This is a genomic window from Halomonas sp. AOP43-D1-4 (assembly GCF_052446175.1).
Taxonomy (GTDB): Bacteria; Pseudomonadota; Gammaproteobacteria; order Pseudomonadales; family Halomonadaceae; genus Vreelandella; species Vreelandella citrativorans.
Map to the genome: position 1 here is coordinate 95214 of NZ_JBQSVY010000003.1, position 18474 is coordinate 113687.

Genomic DNA, 18474 nt, shown 5'->3' on the forward strand with positions numbered 1-18474 from the left:
GCGACAGTGTCAATAAGTCGTACACCGTCGTTATTTACTTCAGGGGAGGCTCAATTTTGAGTACGCGCTTTTTGCATCATTTTTTTGAACCTCGCACGCTAGCCGTGTTTGGCGCCTCTGAAAAACCGGCCTCGCTGGGTGGGTTAGTGCTGAATAACCTGCAAGAGGGGGGCTTTAAAGGCACCCTGTGGGCGGTCAATCCAAAAGGTTATGACCAGGTATTCGGCGTGCCCTGTTTCAGCAGTGTAGCGGACTTGCCCGAAGCGCCGGACCTGGCGGTTGTTTGCTCGCCGATTAAAGGCGTTCCCAAATTAATTAAACGCTTGGGCGAGTCTGGTGTGAAAGCCGCGTTGGTGCTTTCTGGAGGCGCCTACCTGGACCGCGATAGCGACAATACCGGTTCTATTCGTGAGCGGATGTTAAAAGCCGCCATCGCCTCAGGTATTCGAGTGTTGGGCCCAGAGTGCATGGGTGTCATCGTCCCAAGCAAGCGTTTGAATGCCTCTTACGCCAGCCAGCCTGTCAAAGCGGGCCGTGTTGCGTACCTGGGCCAATCGGGCATGCTTGCCAACGCCATGATTGATTGGGCCGCTGGGCGCGATGTTGGGTTCTCTCACTTGATTACGGTGGGGGATAGCGTCGATGTTTTGTTGCCGGATTTAATCGACTACGTGAATCAGTTTTCACCCGCTCAGGCCATCTTATTACACTTGGAAAGGGTGAATGACGCACAACATTTTATGACCTCTGTGCGCGATGCTTCGCGTAACCGCTTGGTACTTGCCATTAAAAGCGGCCGTACGCCGCAATCCGATATTTCGGGGATGGCACCTACGCCGGGTATTGCTAATCGTGAGGTCGTTTTCGATGCGGCGTTTGCACGCGCTGGGGTGGTAAGGGTCGACGATTCTGATGAGCTATTGGATGCTCTGGAAACGCTCTCGCGCATGAAGCCACTACGCGGTGATCGGTTAGCCATTGTTTCTAATGGCTTGGGTCCAGCCATGCTGGCGATTGATAAGCTGGTTAGCGCAGGTGGTAAGCTTGCCGTGTTTAGCGAGGAAACCCAAGCGGCGCTACATAAAAGCCAAGTCGATATAAGTAAGCCCGGCGAAAACCCGGTTGATTTGGGTGGCAACGCAACCCCTGCGCGTTTTGTTGAGGCGCTGGAAATTGTGGCCGCCGATGCCAATGTCGATGCGGTGCTGGTGGTCCATGCCCCAACACGGTTGGCACCTTCAGCGATGACGGCTCAAGCACTAATTGATAATCGCAAAAAATTTCGGCGTAACTTGCTGACCAGTTGGATGGGCCTGAAGGAAGCCCTTAATGCCCGCCATCTCTGCAACATCGCGGGTATACCGACCTATATTTCCCCGGAAAAAGCCGTTAAGGCTTTCATGCACATGGTAATTTACCAGCGTGTTCAAGCCTTGCTGCATGAAATTCCACCTAGCCTGCCATTTTCAACCAGCTCGGAAATACGTGCCCAGTGTCGGTCACTGATCATCCAGGCAAAAGAGCAGGGGAGAAAGACACTCAGTCATTCAGAAACAGCCCAGGTACTTAAAGCGTATGGTATTCCTACGGCGCCAAGTGTGTATCTGAGCACCCCTGAAGAGGCCGAATCCGCAGCCCAAAAAATCCAAGGGCCGATGGCTCTGAAAGTGGTTCATGAAGGTAATTGTCGGCCTTACCGATACCGTAAACACCCCCATAAAATGTCTGCCGGGCTGCTACAAGACCTGGAAACGCCTGCTGAAGTGGCGCAAGGGGTACGTCAGCTGGGTGATAAAGTACATGAGAAATTTCCCCAGTACACTATTCGCGAGTTCTGCTTACAGCCTATGCAGCGGGGTAAGCACTCCATGCAGATTTGTGCCGGAATTACCCGCGACCCGGTTTTCGGCCCGCTGATTGTGTTTGGTATTGGCGGCTATAAAGTCAATATTTTGGCAGACCGCCAGGTCGCTCTGCCGCCGTTGAACATGAGCCTGGCGGCCGACGTCGTCGGCAGGACGCACGCAGCCTCTTTAATTCGTGAGCACTCCGCTGAACCTGAGCGCGACATTCAGCGGCTATGTCAGCTGTTAGTCAAGCTTTCGCAAATGGCATCTGATTTGGGGGATCTGCGAGGGTTGGAGATCAACCCGTTACTGCTTAATCGTGATGGCATGCTGGCGGTGGATTTTGCGATGGATTTAGGCACGCCTGCGCGCTTTGCCATCATGCCATACCCGGAAGAGTTGCGAGAGTGGGTAACGCTGAAAAACGGCTGGCAGGTAGAGGTACGCCCCATCAGGGCCGAAGATGCGCCTTTAATCACCGCTTTTCACCGTCAGCTATCGGAAGAGAGTATTCGTTTCCGCTACTTCCACAATAAGTCCAACCTCACTCAACGTGATTTATCGGTTTTGTCACATATTAATTATGATCGACAAATGGCATTTATCGCCGAGCACCAGCACGCAGATGGGCGTAAAGAGATGTTAGGCGTTGTGCGTGTGTGGAACGACCCTGACAATATACGCACCGAGTTTTCGGTGATCATCCGCGATGATTTACAAGGGCTTGGGATTGGCAGCCTGCTGATGAAGAAGATGGTCAATTACTGCACGCATATCGGTACGCTCGAAATGATAGGCAAAATCATGGTCGATAACCACCCAATGCGGGCGTTAATGAAACACTTGGGATTCACGTGCCGCTATAACATGGAAGAACAGGTGATTGATGCTGTCCTGCGCTTAAATGAGCCCGAAAGCGAGTGGCAGCGCCTTCGTCTGGAAAGTCTGCCCGATTAACCCGGCCAAGTGCACCACCTCTACATCACCACTACAGCAGGCCTGCCTAATTAACGTATCACCGAAACAGACCTGCGCTGAACAATAATGAGCGATCTTTATAGGGGTTATGGGGCCAAGCGGAACTGGCTCCACTCTCCACCATCGCGACGCTCGAAACGTATACGGTCATGTAGTCGGCTGGGCTGGCCCTGCCAAAATTCAATCATGTCAGGTTGCAGGCGGTAGCCGCCCCAATGGATGGGCCGCGGGATTTCTTGCCCCTCATAGGCCTGTTCAAAGCGTTTCTGACGCTCCTCAATCCAGTTACGATCAGGAATGACAACGCTTTGCGTTGCAATCCAGGCGCCTAACTGGCTACCGCGAGGGCGGCTGGCAAAGTACTCATCCGATTCATCCGGCGCAACCTGTTCGACGGAACCTTCAATACGCACTTGGCGAGCGAGTGATGGCCACCAAAACGTCATTGCCGCAAACGGCACATTGCTCAGCTCGCTACCTTTATGGCTATGGTAATTGGTGTAAAACACCATTCCTTGCTCATCAAATCCTTTCAGCAATACAACGCGTGCATGCGGCCGCCCTTGGCTATCCACTGTTGCCAGCGTCATGGCATTGGCGTCTTTATCCTCCTTCTCCATGGCCAGGCTAAACCACTCATCAAACAGCACGAAAGGCCCTTGAGTGACATGGGTTTCATCAAGCCTGCCACCTTCGTAATCACGCCGAATGTCGGCTATGTTGCGAGTCATTAGCGGAACTCCCTAAGTTTTAATAACACCCTGAATTTTAATAACGTTCGTCACTCTTTAGATAACGCCCAAAACGTTCACTTACCTGTTTGGCGCTGTTGTTGGCTACGAAAACGTGCGTACCCCATGCAACCTACAAAAAGCGCCAGCGATACGAGCGCTTCCACAATGCCATGCACCGTTTGCCCGGGTACAGAGGCTAGCATGACACCTTGTGTAACGTAGAGAAGGCTGACAAAGGCGAGCCAGGCATGGCCACGTGCACGCTGGCCAAGAATGGAAGGTAAAAAAAGCACCAGCGGTAAAATAAAGGCCACCACAGGCCGCCAATCAAACGTATCGCTTTGCAATGTAAAGCCACGATAAATAACCAGCAGCAAGAGCAGCGTAAAACTGATCAATACACACTTCCGTGCACGCAGTGTTAACGTATTTATGCCGTGGCGCTGCTCCAGGCTAGTTAGCCACTGCTTCATGATGTCCCCTGACGCATGGCATTAAGCGCTACTGCTAGTTTAGCCAGTCGTTTGCCTTGTGCTACGCATAGTGCTCGTTCATGTTCATCTACCGAACGGTCGCTACGTGGGCCTGCCAAATGGCTGGCACCGTAAGGCGTGCCTCCGCCTTGGGTGCTTAACAGGGCCGTTTCACTATAGGGAATACCTGCATAGACCATTCCGTGGTGCAACAAAGGCACTAACATGGTCAGCAGCGTACTTTCCTGGCCGCCGTGTAGACTGGAGGTCGATGTAAATGCACAAGCTGGTTTATCGACCAAAGCACCGTTCATCCATAAGCTGCTTGTGCTATCCAGGAAATACTTTAAGGGAGCGGCCATATTGCCAAAGCGCGTGGGGCTACCCAAGGCAAGCGCGCTGCAGTTACGCAGATCATCAAGTTCAACATACACCGCCCCCTCATCAGGGATTTCCGGCGCGACGGCCTCGCAAGTTGTTGAAACTGGAGGCACCGTGCGTAAACGCGCTTCAATACCCGCAATGCTTTCAATACCTGCAGCCAATTGACGGGCCATGTCGGCCGTCGCCCCTGAGCGAGAGTAATAAAGAACCAATACGTAAGGGGTGGTGTTACTCATAAATTTTCCTTGGTCCTGGAAGAATGCCGATAAAAGCCCTGCCTGATGCCTTATGGTATCAGAGCTATGTACTTGGCAGGAGATGGCTTTAAAAGATGGTAGCTGGTTTCGGGTAATCTGACGTAAACCCAGACGTCGCTTCCATCGGCTAACCGTTTTTTAACGCGCTCGTACCGAACGCCCAAGCGTTCATAGCGATCAAGCCGCCTTAACGCTTCCGGCGTCACGGTTAATTTTAGGCCTTCGACGTGGCTACCTGGCTGAGGAGCGACGTCCAGATCGTGACGCTGATACCCTGGAAGAACCGCCGGTTCTGGACTGCCTAAACTGCCAGCGACTAACCAGCGAATCAGTGGATAACGTAGCGTTCCATACACAAACAGCTGATGTGTGCGTTGCTCTACCGTTTGCACCTCATCAGGCGGGGAATAGAGCCAGGGACTTAACAGGGTTAGCCATAGCCATGTGGCCGCTGACAGCAGTAATAAACCTGCCAGAGCGACTGTTTTTTTAACCCAGCCCATCCGTTGCCCTTTTAAAAACGTGAGTGGGATAGCCTGGCGTGCCGTTCTCCCTTAAGCAAGTGTTGAGCAATCTGCTTAAGCAATACGATATGGTTTGCTAGGATAGAGGTAGACCTTATCGGAGGAGCCTGCAATGAACCAGCCACTTCGTGATGATATGGATTTCCGAGCCTCTGTGGGTGATGTAACGCCGTTGGCACGTAGTAATCAGGCCGACGCAGGTAATCACCGGAGGAAGCCTTCTGCAGCACAGCTTGCACGCAGAGAAAGCGCTCAAGAAGAGCTTAGTGAACGTAATTTTCTATCCGATGATTTTGTTGATTTACTGCCCCCTTTTGATCCTATCGAATACCGTCGAGAAGGCATTCAGCAGGGCGTTGTCGATAAATTAAGGCATGGAGGATATAGCGTACAGGCACAACTTCATTTATTGCGTCGGCCGCTGGCTGAATGTCGCCGCATGCTGTTCCCGTTTATTCAGGAAGCCTATGCGCATGACCTGCGTTCGGTCATGATTGTGCATGGAAGAGGGCGCGAACTGGACAGCCCAGCCAACGTGCTGCGCTCTTACCTGGCCAAGTGGCTTGGCCAGTTTGAAGAGGTCCAGGCGTATGTCTCTGCCCAGCCTTCCGAAGGCGGGCTTGGCGCTACGTGGGTGATGCTGCGCAAAAGCCAACGGGCGAAAGCCAATAACCGTGAGCGCCAGCAAAAAAGGAAAGGATAACAACAAAAATGCCCCTGAAAGCAGGGGCATTCACTGTGTGCTTCGCTATCAAGCGTAAGAAGCTACCTTATTGGTTGCCTGTTGGCGCAAGTGAAACAGCGGCTCGGGTTGATCGGTCGCAGGCTGATAAGCGCGACTAAAAATATGCAGATTTCGCAGAGCATCTTCGACCCACTGGTCTTCTCGAAGCGAAAGTCCGTCAAATCCACAGCGGGTCATAAAAAACAGCTGGTCAACCAGCACATCGCCAATGGCACGCACTTCACCCTGGTAGGCATAGCGCTCCCTTAGTAGGCGCGCCAGGCTATAGCCACGGCCGTCAGTGAATTTTGGAAAATCGATTGCAATTAATGGCGCGCTTGAAAGACGTTCAGACAACTCTGGTGTCAGCTCGGTATCCGCAGGCAACCAGGGAGCTGTCAGCTTGCCCTCTGAAGTGCTATCAAGCCAGATTGAGAGCGGCACGATGGTATGCGCGTCAGATACTGTTGCGTTTGTTTCAGTATCGCGTACTAACGTCCAGCTATCCTGCGTTTCTTGGCCGCGAAACAGGTAAGGACGTTGGCGTTCTACCAGATCTGTCTCGAATGGCAGGTTCTCTTCAGAAGAAGGCTGGTTAAGCATAAACGCGCTCCTTAAAAGGCTTCAGGCCGATACGACGGTAAGTGTCCAGGAAAGTCTCGCCACTATGACGCTCACCCACGTAAACGTTTAGCAGCTTATCAATCACATCAGGCACATTTTCACGGCTAAAGGATGGGCCAAGAATCTTGCCCAAAGCGGCACTGTTGCCTTGATCACCACCCAGCGAAATCTGGTACCACTCTTCACCTTTCTTATCGACGCCTAGTATGCCGATGTGGCCTACATGGTGATGTCCGCAGGCATTCATGCAGCCTGAAATATTAAGATCCAGCGGGCCGAGATCATACAGGAAGTCCAGGTCTTCAAAGCGTTCTTGAATTGACTGTGCCACAGGGATTGACTTCGCATTAGCAAGCGCGCAGTAGTCCCCCCCCGGACAGCAGATAAGATCTGCCAGTGTACCGACCGTGGGATTTGCCAAGCCTAGTGCTTCCAGATCGTGCCATAGTGCTTCCAGTTGATCGGCAGGTACATCACCAAGCACCAGGTTTTGTTCGTGAGTTACACGAAGCTCGCCGAAGCTATATTTGTCTGCCAGGTCCGCTATCTGGTGCATTTGTTCCCAGGTAACGTCACCCGGTGAATGGCCGCTGCGTTTTAGTGACAGCGTCACCGCTTTATAGCCTTTAACTTTATGCCCCTGAACATTGTTGGTCATAAAACGGCCAAAAGCACGATTTTCCTGGCGCAGTGCATCAATAGCCGCTATAGCGTCGTCACTTACCGGGCGGCGGTCAGGATCAACAAAGTATCCTGCAACCCGCTCAATACTTTCAGGCGTTAAGGTTTGAGGGCCATCTTTAAGATGCGCCCACTCCTCGGCTACTCGGCGGCTAAACTCTTCGACACCTAGCGCTTTGACCAGTATCTTGATCCGTGCTTTGAACTTGTTGTCCCGGCGGCCAAACTGGTTATAAACGCGAACCAGAGCCTCCAGATACGTAAGCAAGTGCTGCCAAGGCAAGTCTTCACAAACAACTTCACCGATTAGCGGTGTGCGGCCCAGACCGCCGCCCGCGAGAACTTTTACGCGCACTTCACCCGCATCATCACGCCATAGGCGTAACCCTACATCGTGAACCTGAATGGCTGCACGGTCTTGCTCAGCGCCGGTCACGGCAATTTTAAATTTGCGCGGCAGATAAGCGAATTCAGGATGAAATGTCGACCATTGGCGTATCAGCTCACACCAGGGGCGAGGATCTACTTCTTCGTCTTCCGCAATACCTGCAAATTGATCAGTCGTGGTATTACGAATGTCATTACCACTTGTCTGAATTGCATGCATTTGGACAGTTGCCAACTCCGCCAGCATATCCGGCACCGTCTCAAGCTTAGGCCAGTTCAACTGCAGGTTGGTACGCGTTGTAAAGTGACCGTACCCGCGGTCAAAGTCACGCGCTAGGTCCCCCAACTTACGCAACTGATAGGAAGCCAGCATGCCGTAGGGAATGGCGATCCGCAGCATGGGAGCATAGCGCTGAACGTATAAACCGTTCTGTACCCGCAAAGGAAGAAACTCTTCTTCGCTGAGTCGACCCGCCAGATAGCGGTTCATCTGATCGCGAAATTGAGCAACGCGCTCATCAACAAGCGTTTGGTCGTGAATATCGTAACGGTACATGTGGCACGATCCTGCTAAAAAGCGAAATGGTCACGTCAAGGCGGACATTAATGTAGTGTTACCTTAACGCGTGCTTCATATTCTACAAAAGAATATATAATTATCTTTTTATCGCTAAACGATATTTAAAACATTGGGAGCTAGCCAGCGCTTACGCTGCCAAATCCATAAAAAACCCGCCGAGTTGGCAAATCGATAAACTATCTGTACCAGCCAAACCCCAAGCAGGCCTTGTTGTAAACCAATCCCAACCCACCAGGCAAGGGGCAGAAACAAAAGCCACTGCATGCTTAAGGTCAGCAGCATCACCGTACGCTGCGCGCCAGCGCCCATCAATGCCTGAGCCAGCACCAGCGCCGCCGCATCCAGCACAATCATTGCACCGGTAATTTGTAAGGGCAGCGTGCCCAGGGCGATAAGCTCGGGGCTGGAAAAGAAAATGCTGAGTACCTGCATCGGGAATACGAGCATTGGCAGTGCCAAGAGGGTGAGCAGCACACCGGCAACGCCCAGCGCATCCAGCCCCCACCGATGGGCCGCCCTTTGATCATCCTGGCCTAATGCTTCGCCTACCAGGCTCATGGCAGCAACGCCCACACCCACACCCGGCAGGATTAGCAATAATGACAAGTTAACCAACACATGCCCAACCGCAACACTTGCGGTCCCCATACGACTTAACAACCAAAAAAGCACCACATAGCCCGCCGCAAAACATATCTGCTGTAGGGAATGAGGCAGAGCAAGTGCTAGCGTTGTGCGCAGCGTATCGAACATCGGTAGGCTGAACAAAAAGCCATTCTGGTCGTGCTGTCTTACAGTGACCCAAAGCCAGATAAAAAGGCCTAAAAACATCGAGAGAGTTGTACCTACGCCTGCGCCGCTTGCCCCCATACGTGGTAGCCCAAACAGGCCATAGATCAGCCCGCTACTGGCCGCTACGTTAAACAGCTGAACAACCATAATAATGCGCAGATAAAGGTGTGTCTGTTGGCGGCCATTCCAATAACCACGAAAACATAGTGTTAACGCAATGGCTGTCAGGGCGATAACCCGCCAGCGAAAGTAATCAACCGCCACGTGATGCACCTCAGGCACCTGTGTTATCAAATACAGCAGGGCAGGCGCTTGCCACCAGGCCAGCAGCGATAGCGGCAGCCCAACTACCATGCCAACCGCGACGCCTGCCTGTAAAGGCTGAGCCGAATGCTCACAGCCCGCTCCAAGGCGCTGGGACGTTTGCGATTGAACGCTTGAAGAGAGACCAAACACCAGGGCGGTGAGCATAAACATGGCGTAACCACCCACACCCACACCCGCCAGCGCGACCTGGCCTAAATGCCCCACCAGTGCGGCATCAATGATGTTGAGCATGCTCTGAGAAAGCATGCCCAACATGATCGGTAGCGCCAAGCGAACGACCTTGCCGTGGCGTCGAGTTGCTAACGCCATATCAACTGGGGTCGTAAGAGAGTACCGGCGATAGCCAGCGCTCCATTTCCTCAAACGGCATCTGTTTACGCTCAGCGATTGCTTCTACCTGGTCACGGGTGATTTTGCCTGTCGAGAAATACTTTGACTGCGGATGAGCAAAATACCAACCCGCAACGGCAGCGGCCGGCCACATGGCGTAGCTTTCGGTTAGCGCAAGGCCGGTATTTTCTGTGGCGTTTAGCAGCTTGAACAAGGTGCCTTTCTCGGTGTGATCCGGGCAAGCAGGATAGCCGGGGGCGGGGCGAATGCCCTGATATTTTTCTGCTATCAGCGCGTCGTTATCCAGTGTTTCTTCTGGCACGTAACCCCAGAACTCTTTACGTACCCGCTCGTGAATGCGCTCTGCAAAGGCCTCTGCCAAACGGTCGGTAAGTGCTTGAACCAAAATCGCGTTGTAGTCATCACCTGCCGCTTCATACGCCTTGGTAAGTTCGTCAACGCCATGCCCGGCGGTAACCGCAAAGCCGCCGATCCAGTCGGCTTTGCCGCTCTCTTTAGGCGCAATAAAGTCCGCCAGACTGTAGCAGATACCGTCTCGACCCTTGGTGGTTTGCTGGCGAATATGGTGAAGGCGCTCGATGACCTCACTGCGCGATTCATCGGCATACACTTCAACGACGTCATCATCCACACTGTTGGCCGGCCACAGGCCGATAACGCCCCGAGCCTGAACGCGCTTTTCATCGACAAGCTTGCGCAACATGACTTGCGCATCGGCAAACAGGTTGCGCGCCGCTTCGCCCACGACCTCATCGTTAAGAATTTTTGGGTACTTACCCGCTAACTGCCAGCTCATGAAGAAGGGCGTCCAATCGATACGCTCGATCAGCTCTTCAAGGTCATAGTTATCGAACGTTTTGAGGCCCAGGAACTTGGGTTCAACCGGCGTCTGGGTGCTCCAGTCGGTGCGGAAACGACGTTTGCGCGCCTGAGTGTAATCCAGGTCCGCCGCTTTAGGACGGCGCTTGGCGTTACGTTCGCGCACCTTGACATACTCTTCACGAATTTCCGCGACATACGCCGTTTTTAGATTGGGGGCGAGTAATCGGCCGGCGACACCTACCGCGCGAGAAGCATCGGTCACATAAATGACCGGTTGCTCGTACTGTGGCTCAATTTTAACGGCGGTATGCGCTTTGGACGTCGTCGCGCCACCAATCAGCAGCGGCAGGTTCATGCCTCGGCGCTGCATTTCCTTGGCTACATGTACCATTTCATCGAGCGACGGCGTAATCAGCCCCGAAAGGCCAATAATATCGGCGTTGTGGTCAATCGCGGCTTGAAGAATTTTCTCGGCAGGTACCATTACGCCAAGATCAATAACTTCGTAGTTATTACACTGCAGCACCACGCCGACAATATTTTTGCCGATATCGTGAACGTCGCCTTTAACCGTGGCCATGACAATTTTGCCCTTGGCCTGAGTGCCTTCGTTTTTTTCCGCTTCGATATACGGGATCAAATAGGCAACCGCCTGCTTCATGACCCGCGCGGATTTCACTACCTGGGGCAGGAACATTTTACCGGCGCCAAACAGGTCGCCGACCACGTTCATGCCATCCATCAGTGGCCCTTCAATGACCTCGATAGGGCGCTCGGCCTGAACGCGAGCTTCTTCGGTGTCGTCTTCGATATAGGCCGTAATGCCTTTCACCAGCGCATGTTCGATGCGCTTATTAACGGGCCAATCACGCCACTCAAGGTCCTCTTTCTTGGCCGGGCCGCTACCGTCACCCTTGTACTTGTCTGCCAGCTCCAGCAAGCGCTCGGTGCCGTCGCTACGCTTATTCAGCACAACGTCTTCCACGGCATCGCGAAGCTCGGCGGGTAAGTCGTCGTATAGCGCAAGTTGCCCGGCGTTAACGATCCCCATGCTCAAACCCGCACGGATGGCGTGATACAGGAACACCGAGTGGATCGCTTCACGTACCGGGTTATTGCCCCGGAACGAGAAGGAGACGTTGGAAACGCCGCCTGAAATCATCGCATGGGGCAGGTTTTCGCGAATCCACTGAGACGCCTCGATAAAGTCGACGGCGTAGTTGTTGTGCTCTTCGATGCCTGTGGCAATGGCGAAGATGTTGGGGTCGAAAATGATATCTTCGGCCGGAAAGCCGATGTCATCGACCAGTAGGCGGTAGGCGCGCTCACAGATTTCCGTCTTGCGTGCGAATGTATCGGCTTGACCATCCTCGTCGAAGGCCATGACCACGATAGCCGCGCCAAAGCGACGACATTTGGTGGCCTGCTCACGAAACGCCGCTTCGCCTTCTTTTAAAGAAATCGAGTTAACAATGGCCTTGCCCTGAACGCATTTTAGGCCAGCTTCGATAATGTCCCATTTGGACGAGTCGATCATGATCGGCACGCGGGCAATATCCGGCTCGCCAGCAATCAGATTCAGAAAGCGTACCATGGCTTCCTGCGACTCCAGCATGCCCTCATCCATATTGATATCGATGATTTGCGCGCCGTTCTCGACTTGCTCAAGCGCTACTTCCAGGGCCGTGGTGAAATCTTCTTCAACGATAAGTCGCTTGAAACGCGCCGAACCCGTTACGTTAGTACGCTCACCCACGTTGACGAATAACGAGTCTGCATCAATGTTGAAAGGCTCAAGCCCGGACAAACGGCAAGCGGAGCTACGCTCAGGAATTTGACGCGGTGCCATGGGACGCGCCGCATCTGCAATTGCACGAATATGTTCAGGCGTTGAGCCACAGCAGCCACCAATGATATTAACCAGCCCGCTCTCGGCAAACTCGCTAACAATCGCCGCCATCTCCTCCGGCGTTTGGTCATACTCACCAAATTCGTTAGGCAAGCCAGCGTTAGGGTGTGCAGAGACAAACGTATCGGCTTTGGTGGATAGCTCTTCAAGGTAAGGACGTAGCTCTTCAGCCCCTAGCGCACAGTTAAGGCCTACTGACAGCGGCTGGGCATGGCGAACCGAGTTCCAAAACGCCTCGGTGGTTTGCCCGGAAAGCGTTCGGCCCGAGGCATCGGTGATCGTGCCTGAAATCATGACCGGCAGACGCTTGCCAAGGTCTTCAAACAGCACTTCAAGTGCATAGATCGCGGCTTTGGCGTTAAGCGTATCGAAAATGGTTTCGATCATGATCAGGTCAGCGCCGCCCTCGATCAGCGCCTGAGCAGCTTCATAATAGTTTTCACGCAGCTCATCGAAGGTCACGTTACGCTTGGACGGGTCGTTCACATCCGGCGATAACGAAGCAGTGCGTGAAGTGGGTCCCAATACGCCTGCAACGAAACGCGGCACGCCGGTTTCAGCCGCGACCACATCGCACACTTCCCGAGCCAGGCGCGCAGACTCACGGTTAAGCTCGACAACAATGTCTTCCATGCCGTAGTCGGCTTGAGAAAGGCGCGTACTGTTAAAGGTATTGGTTTCAATAATGTCCGCACCCGCTTCCAGGTAGCCGCGGTGAATACGCGACACTACGTCGGGGCAGGTGAGCGCCAGCAAGTCATTATTGCCTTTTAAATCTGACGGCCAATCGCTGAAGCGTTCGCTACGAAAGTCTTCCTCGCTCAGCTGGGCATTTTGCAGCATGGTCCCCATACCGCCATCCAGAATTAGAATGCGTTGGGTAAGGCGTTGGGTAAGCGAGGCGTTCAAATCACTAGCGGCCATAACAGGGAATCTTCTCCAGCGTCTTGATCGAAAATATTTTATTAAAATACGTTTTCGAAAAGGGGGATGAGCGGCGTTTTACAGCATATCAATAACCAAACGGACATTATGATACCAAAGGCCGCCAAGCAGGGCAGCTATACAATGCAGCTGTTAAAAAAATCATTAGCCCGTTAGCCATTTAAATAGCCTACTAAAACAGTCGGGATTGTGTCGACGCGCTGTTTTGCTTACCATAGCAATAAAATGACATGTGAAGTGGTATTTCCACTGTTCACGGGAGGGAAAATAGCCTCATGACCACGACTACCGAAGCACCAGGTATCGACATTACCGACAGCGCCCAAGAGTACCTTGCGGAATTGCTTGAAAAGCAAAACGTTGAGGGTATCGCTGTGCGTATTTTCATTACTCAACCAGGCACGCCGTATGCAGAGACATGCCTTGCATACTGCCGTCCGGGCGAAGAAGAACCCGCTGACGTTACGCTTGAACTTGAAAAGATCAACGTGTTTCTTGATAAAAACAGCCTGGCGTTTTTAGAAGAAGCCGTGGTCGATTTCAATGCTGATCGTATGGGGGGGCAGCTGACCATCAAGGCACCCAACGCCAAGATGCCCAAGGTAAATGCTGACAGCCCGCTTGAGGACCGTATTAATTACGTGCTGTATAGCGAGATTAACCCTGGCTTGGCAGCGCATGGCGGTGAGATCAAGCTGATTGAGTTAACAGAGCAAAAAATGGCCATTCTGGCCTTTGGCGGCGGTTGCCAAGGGTGTGCAGCAGTAGATTTAACGCTTAAAGACGGCGTCGAAAAAACGCTGATGGAACGCATTCCTGAGCTTGCCGGTATTCGTGATGTGACAGACCATACCGATAACACCAACGCTTATTACCGCTAAATAAAGCCGTGCTTTGATTCGAGCCCAGCCTTATGGCTGGGTTTTTGCGTTTTATCCAAACGTATACGGGATACGTGTTGTACAAGGATAAGGAGTCTTTAAGATTCGTTACGCGGAATGCTTTATTCGTTGGCGTACCTTGGGCAACATGCGCGATATGGCCGGAATGCGCAGGCACATCAGCAGTGCGCCTGCCATCGCGTATAAAAACCACTCCTGCATGTCGGCGCGTACTATCCACAAGAAATGCAGCAACACCAGCACCAAAATAACGTAGCTAAACTTATGGAGCGTTTTCCAGCGCTTGCCCAGTTTACGCATGGCCCAACGGTTAGACGTAGCGCCTAACGTTACCAAACCCAGCAGGGCAAGCATGCCCACAATAATATACGGCCGTTTAACGATCTCACTGCCTAGCTGCGTCCAATTAAGTCCCAGAATAAATAACGCGTAACAAACGAAATGCAAAAATGCATAGGCCAGCGTCCACAGACCCAGCTGGCGGCGAATAACGCTAAAACCTTTCCAGCGTGTCAGGCGGGTCAGAGGCGTAAGACTTAAGGTAAGCAACAATAGCCATAGTGCGCCTTGGCCAATATTTAACAGCAAATAGCGCCCAGGCTCTGGGCCCGCCAGGTTGTTAGCTACTTGCAAACTCCACCAGCCCAAGGGCGCCAAGGCGAAAATGAAAACGCCTATACGCCATAGCGTCATAAAATAAGCCGGCATCAGTAGTGAACCCGAAGATCCATGCCTGCGTATAAGTCAGCGACTTCATCGGCATAACCATTAAACATACGCGTGTCGATGATATTGGTATTGAAGAGGCTGTTCGGTAAACGGCGTTCGGTGGCCTGGCTCCAACGAGGATGATCGACTTCAGGGTTCACGTTGGCGTAAAAGCCATATTCATTGGCAGCGATTTGCTGCCAGGAATTGAGTGGCTCTTCTTCAACCAGTGAAATGCGCACAATCGATTTAATGCTTTTAAAGCCATACTTCCATGGCACCACTAGGCGAAGCGGTGCGCCGTTTTGATTAGGTAGCTCTCGTCCATACATGCCCATCGCTAGAAAGCTTAGCGGATGCATTGCCTCATCAAGGCGTAGTCCTTCTACATAGGGCCAGTCGATTAGGGCAAAAGCGGAGCCTTGCCCAGGCATTTGCTCAGGATCTACTAGAGTTTCAAAGAGCACGTAATTGGCTTTTGACGTCGGCTCTGCGCGTTGAATAACCTCGGCAAGCGAAATACCTAGCCAAGGAATAACCATCGACCAGGCTTCAACACAGCGTAGCCGGTAAATGCGTTCTTCAAACTGGGAAGGGTTGACGAGATCTTCAAGGGCGAAGCGCCCACCCTTATTGACCTCACCATCAATCACTACGCTCCAAGGCTTAGCCACCAGCGAGCCCGCTTTGCGTGAGGGGTCGCTTTTACCGGTACCAAATTCAAAAAAATTGTTGTAGCTGCTGGCATCCGCATAAGGGGCCATTTTGTCCTGGCTCGGGTCAGTAGGCACAACTGCCCGCCACTCGGCCGCATCGCGTTTGGCCTTAAACCATTCAGGCGCATCGCCTTCGGGAACATCGTTGTAGTCAGGCATTTGCTCACTGGCTGAGGCGTGGCCTGCTAATGCCAGCCCTGCTCCGAGGCCCGCGAGTCCGCCCATAAAACGTCGGCGTGATAAGTAAATCGACTCAGGGGTGATCTCTGATTCATGTAAGTCACCAGGTTTAGCAATTTTAATCAGCATGGTGATGCTCCTGCCGGTCAACAACCATCGGCTGGTTAAATGATGTCGGCAGGCTAGCCGGTGTCGACGTCATTCAATCATTCTCGTTCAACTGCCTTTCTCTGACGTTTATCGAAGCAGGTAGTTCAGAAAGTTGCTGCTGTAACGCCGTCATTTGTTGACCCATTGTGGTCTGCCATTCGCGCTCACGTTTCATCTGCTCTCGCTGCTGTTTGTTGTTTTCCTGAGCATCCATCAATTGCTGAGTGAGCGATGCAATGCGCTCTTCTTGGGTGGCGATGTGCTGCTCCTGTTCTTTTGCCTGCTGGGCATATTGGTTTGCCTGAGTCTGCTGTTTTAGTAGATCGCCGCGATTTTTCTTTAGCTCCTCCGTTAACACCTCGATGCGTTGCTGCTTCTGCTGGAGCCGCTTTTGCGAGGCTTTTTCTTCCTGAGCCCGCTCCTGGCGAGCCTCATCCAGCATCGCCATCAATCTTCCCTCGGCATTTTCATTGCGCTGCTCTTCTTGGGCCAGGCGTTTTTCCCATACGCTCTGTTGCTCTTTTAACGCAGCGGTATGTTGCTGGCCAAGGGTCTCATTATGCTGGTGTAAGGCTTCATTTGCTTTTTTTAACTGCTGGTTTTCCTCATGCGCCTCAGTGGCAGCCTGCTGCCAATGTTGCTCTTTGGCCTGGCTTGCGGCCAGCTCACGGTTAAGCGCTTCAAGACGCTGCTCGGTATGGCGGAAGTGTTCCGCCAGGGCGCTTTCGCGCTGTTCGGCGTTCGCGGCTAACTGTTCGGCCTTCTCAGCCAGCTGTTGGGCTTCTTCGACTTGTCGATTCGCCTCTTCGCGGTAGTGCAGCAGCGCCTGATTGGCGACTTCTTGAGCTTCACGCCATAGCTCACTGGCGACATTAACAACTACCTCAGGGACACCTTTAGGTGGAGGAACGTCGCGGTTCTGTTCGCGCTCGGTGCGCCAATAGCGGAAGTGCTCGCTAATCGTCGTAAAGCTGCCGGTACCCAACACCTCGCGGATTCGTTGCACGCTGGGTGTATCGCCACGGGTAAGAAGCGTATCGATTGCATGCTGTACGTCACTGTACTGAATGCCACTGCGCGCCATGCTGTCTCTTCCTGATATTGCCTATTGAATCGTTCTATTTTCCGTGCAATGGCTTATAAATACAATAATTACGTTATACATATTACGTAATTTTATTTATCATTAAGCACATAAATTCAAGATTACTATTATAATCTTGAATTTATACACGTTTGGCATCACACTTATCCCTTAGCAAACAGCGGCATAGCGATGCAGGCTAAAATAGAGCCAGATAGTGTTATCGAGATAGGTATCAGTATATTTATGATCAAATGGACGTAATTGCCGGACAGAAGGGCGGTATGCAGGCGTCAAGCGCTGTAGTGGAGCTGCCGTTTCAGTCATCACGCATTAATGCGCATACAGATGCTCAGGCCGTTGCTGCATGGCTTGCCGAGTATCAGGACAGCCCGCAAACCTGGAAAAGCTACCGGCGTGAAACCGAGCGACTGTTGCTTTGGCTTGACCACCAGCACTTAACGCTGGAAGCGATGGACCGGGAAACGCTGCGCCAATTTGAAGCATTCCTGGCAGACCCGCAGCCTGCCCAGCACTGGGTTGGGCCTTCAAAACCTCGTTACCACCCGGAGTGGCGGCCATTTCGTGGAGCGTTATCACCCGCCAGCCGCCGACAAAGTTTGATTATTTTGCAGGGGCTGTTTAGCTGGCTGGTAGAAGCAGGATGGGTCAGCCATAACCCGTTTCGGTTGATGCGCGATAAATCTCGCCGCCTAAATAATCAGACACCGCGTATTGAGCGCTATCTGGAACGTGAGCTATGGGAGTGGTTTTGGTGCTGGCTTAATAAGCCAATGAGTGACGGGAAGGGAAGTCGCGCCGGGTATGAACAGGCCCGACGCCGGTTTATTTTTGGCTTTGCCTACTTATTAGCACCGCGTATTAGCGAAATGGCGGGTGCCCGCATGGGCGATTTTTCCCAATCAGAAGGGCGCTGGTGGTGGTCCGTGGTGGGCAAAGGCTGCAAGCTTGCTCGCGTCCCTGTGCCTGATGATATGCAGGCATGTTTGGCTGATTGGCGACAAGCGCTTGGGCTTGATGGATTGCCCATGCAGTTTGACGAGACGCCTGCTATCCGAGCGCTGGATGGAAAGCGGGGTATTGGTGACAATCAGCTTTACCGGCTGATCCGTGAAACCTTTGCAGAAGCGGCCGACGTGCTTGAAGCTGAAGAGGGGGCGCCCGCCTATGTGGCTGCGCTGCGCAAGGCAACACCGCACTGGCTGCGGCACACCTCGATCACACACCAGGCTCAAGCGGGTATTAGCTTGCGTCACTTGGCAGAAAGCGCCCGCCATGCACGGTTGGACACCACGTCGCGCTACCTGCACACCGAAGATAACGAGTGGCACCGTGAACAGCAACGTCACCGGCTTACGCCATAAGGCACGTCAG

Annotated in this window: 15 protein-coding genes; 4 read left to right on the top strand and 11 right to left on the bottom strand. The window is 52.8% G+C overall.

Features of this window, described 5'->3' with window-relative positions; genetic code table 11:
• Positions 1-56: 56 nt before the first annotated feature.
• On the top strand, positions 57-2804 hold the full coding sequence (locus ACT3RQ_RS04055) for a bifunctional acetate--CoA ligase family protein/GNAT family N-acetyltransferase (RefSeq protein WP_444680043.1): 2748 nt from the start codon (positions 57-59) through the stop codon (positions 2802-2804).
• A 107-nt stretch (positions 2805-2911) separates the two neighbouring features.
• Here ACT3RQ_RS04055 and pdxH read toward each other — a convergent pair whose 3' ends face one another.
• The 4 genes from pdxH to ACT3RQ_RS04075 form a co-directional block, all read right to left on the bottom strand.
• Entirely contained in the window at positions 2912-3556 is a 645-nt protein-coding gene (gene pdxH, locus ACT3RQ_RS04060) for a pyridoxamine 5'-phosphate oxidase (RefSeq protein ID WP_172116647.1), read from the bottom strand.
• Positions 3557-3633: 77 nt separating this feature from the next.
• A complete protein-coding gene (locus ACT3RQ_RS04065; RefSeq protein ID WP_444680044.1) occupies positions 3634-4032 on the bottom strand; it encodes a DUF2069 domain-containing protein in 399 nt (132 codons plus the stop codon).
• Positions 4029-4652, bottom strand: coding sequence for an NAD(P)H:quinone oxidoreductase (gene wrbA / locus ACT3RQ_RS04070; RefSeq protein WP_444621639.1), 624 nt, complete (start codon positions 4650-4652; stop codon positions 4029-4031). The genes ACT3RQ_RS04065 and wrbA overlap by 4 nt, the downstream gene beginning before the upstream one ends.
• A gap of 50 nt (positions 4653-4702) precedes the next feature.
• On the bottom strand, positions 4703-5176 hold the full coding sequence (locus tag ACT3RQ_RS04075; RefSeq protein ID WP_441679312.1) for a gamma-glutamylcyclotransferase family protein: 474 nt from the start codon (positions 5174-5176) through the stop codon (positions 4703-4705).
• Between the two features lie 133 nt (positions 5177-5309).
• On the opposite strand from ACT3RQ_RS04075, the gene smrA reads away from it, so the two are divergent.
• Positions 5310-5900: a DNA endonuclease SmrA gene (gene smrA / locus ACT3RQ_RS04080; protein WP_172116643.1), complete on the top strand. Its 591-nt coding sequence runs from the start codon at positions 5310-5312 to the stop codon at positions 5898-5900.
• Between the two features lie 48 nt (positions 5901-5948).
• On the opposite strand, the gene ACT3RQ_RS04085 is transcribed toward smrA, so the two are convergent.
• The 4 genes from ACT3RQ_RS04085 to metH form a co-directional block, all read right to left on the bottom strand.
• Positions 5949-6524 carry a DUF934 domain-containing protein gene (locus tag ACT3RQ_RS04085; RefSeq protein ID WP_441679311.1) on the bottom strand — a complete coding sequence of 192 codons (576 nt, stop codon included), beginning with the start codon at positions 6522-6524 and terminating at the stop codon, positions 5949-5951.
• Complete coding sequence (locus ACT3RQ_RS04090; protein WP_172116641.1) at positions 6517-8169, bottom strand: nitrite/sulfite reductase; 1653 nt, start codon at positions 8167-8169, stop codon at positions 6517-6519. Before ACT3RQ_RS04090 ends, ACT3RQ_RS04085 begins: the two co-directional genes overlap by 8 nt.
• 114 nt (positions 8170-8283) lie before the next feature.
• On the bottom strand, positions 8284-9621 hold the full coding sequence (locus ACT3RQ_RS04095; RefSeq protein ID WP_444680045.1) for an MATE family efflux transporter: 1338 nt from the start codon (positions 9619-9621) through the stop codon (positions 8284-8286).
• A gap of 1 nt (position 9622) precedes the next feature.
• Positions 9623-13318, bottom strand: coding sequence for a methionine synthase (gene metH / locus ACT3RQ_RS04100; RefSeq protein WP_444680046.1), 3696 nt, complete (start codon positions 13316-13318; stop codon positions 9623-9625).
• Positions 13319-13614: 296 nt separating this feature from the next.
• Between metH and nfuA the strand changes: the two genes are divergently transcribed.
• Positions 13615-14220, top strand: a complete 606-nt coding sequence (nfuA, locus tag ACT3RQ_RS04105) for a Fe-S biogenesis protein NfuA (protein ID WP_172116638.1) — start codon at positions 13615-13617, stop codon at positions 14218-14220.
• A 108-nt stretch (positions 14221-14328) separates the two neighbouring features.
• Here nfuA and msrQ read toward each other — a convergent pair whose 3' ends face one another.
• From msrQ to ACT3RQ_RS04120, 3 genes are all read right to left on the bottom strand, one after another.
• On the bottom strand, positions 14329-14949 hold the full coding sequence (gene msrQ, locus ACT3RQ_RS04110; protein ID WP_193056409.1) for a protein-methionine-sulfoxide reductase heme-binding subunit MsrQ: 621 nt from the start codon (positions 14947-14949) through the stop codon (positions 14329-14331).
• Complete coding sequence (msrP, locus tag ACT3RQ_RS04115) at positions 14949-15974, bottom strand: protein-methionine-sulfoxide reductase catalytic subunit MsrP (RefSeq protein WP_444680047.1); 1026 nt, start codon at positions 15972-15974, stop codon at positions 14949-14951. The genes msrQ and msrP overlap by 1 nt, the downstream gene beginning before the upstream one ends.
• A 73-nt stretch (positions 15975-16047) precedes the next feature.
• Positions 16048-17079, bottom strand: coding sequence for a DNA-binding protein (locus tag ACT3RQ_RS04120; RefSeq protein WP_444680048.1), 1032 nt, complete (start codon positions 17077-17079; stop codon positions 16048-16050).
• A 284-nt stretch (positions 17080-17363) separates the two neighbouring features.
• Between ACT3RQ_RS04120 and ACT3RQ_RS04125 the strand changes: the two genes are divergently transcribed.
• Positions 17364-18464 (top strand): tyrosine-type recombinase/integrase, encoded by a 1101-nt coding sequence (locus ACT3RQ_RS04125; protein WP_444639920.1) that lies wholly within the window; start codon positions 17364-17366, stop codon positions 18462-18464.
• Positions 18465-18474: the final 10 nt, after the last annotated feature.

What these genes read in the sequence shown, in the direction of transcription:
- ACT3RQ_RS04085 (WP_441679311.1), bottom strand. Translation starts at nt 6,524, where the DNA reads ATGCTTAACCAGCCTTCTTCTGAAGAGAACCTGCCATTCGAGACAGAT.
- msrQ (WP_193056409.1), bottom strand. Translation starts at nt 14,949, where the DNA reads ATGCCGGCTTATTTTATGACGCTATGGCGTATAGGCGTTTTCATTTTC.
- ACT3RQ_RS04090 (WP_172116641.1), bottom strand. Translation starts at nt 8,169, where the DNA reads ATGTACCGTTACGATATTCACGACCAAACGCTTGTTGATGAGCGCGTT.
- msrP (WP_444680047.1), bottom strand. Translation starts at nt 15,974, where the DNA reads ATGCTGATTAAAATTGCTAAACCTGGTGACTTACATGAATCAGAGATC.
- wrbA (WP_444621639.1), bottom strand. Translation starts at nt 4,652, where the DNA reads ATGAGTAACACCACCCCTTACGTATTGGTTCTTTATTACTCTCGCTCA.
- ACT3RQ_RS04075 (WP_441679312.1), bottom strand. Translation starts at nt 5,176, where the DNA reads ATGGGCTGGGTTAAAAAAACAGTCGCTCTGGCAGGTTTATTACTGCTG.
- ACT3RQ_RS04120 (WP_444680048.1), bottom strand. Translation starts at nt 17,079, where the DNA reads ATGGCGCGCAGTGGCATTCAGTACAGTGACGTACAGCATGCAATCGAT.
- pdxH (WP_172116647.1), bottom strand. Translation starts at nt 3,556, where the DNA reads ATGACTCGCAACATAGCCGACATTCGGCGTGATTACGAAGGTGGCAGG.
- ACT3RQ_RS04065 (WP_444680044.1), bottom strand. Translation starts at nt 4,032, where the DNA reads ATGAAGCAGTGGCTAACTAGCCTGGAGCAGCGCCACGGCATAAATACG.
- ACT3RQ_RS04095 (WP_444680045.1), bottom strand. Translation starts at nt 9,621, where the DNA reads ATGGCGTTAGCAACTCGACGCCACGGCAAGGTCGTTCGCTTGGCGCTA.
- smrA (WP_172116643.1), top strand. Translation starts at nt 5,310, where the DNA reads ATGAACCAGCCACTTCGTGATGATATGGATTTCCGAGCCTCTGTGGGT.
- nfuA (WP_172116638.1), top strand. Translation starts at nt 13,615, where the DNA reads ATGACCACGACTACCGAAGCACCAGGTATCGACATTACCGACAGCGCC.
- ACT3RQ_RS04125 (WP_444639920.1), top strand. Translation starts at nt 17,364, where the DNA reads ATGCAGGCGTCAAGCGCTGTAGTGGAGCTGCCGTTTCAGTCATCACGC.
- metH (WP_444680046.1), bottom strand. Translation starts at nt 13,318, where the DNA reads ATGGCCGCTAGTGATTTGAACGCCTCGCTTACCCAACGCCTTACCCAA.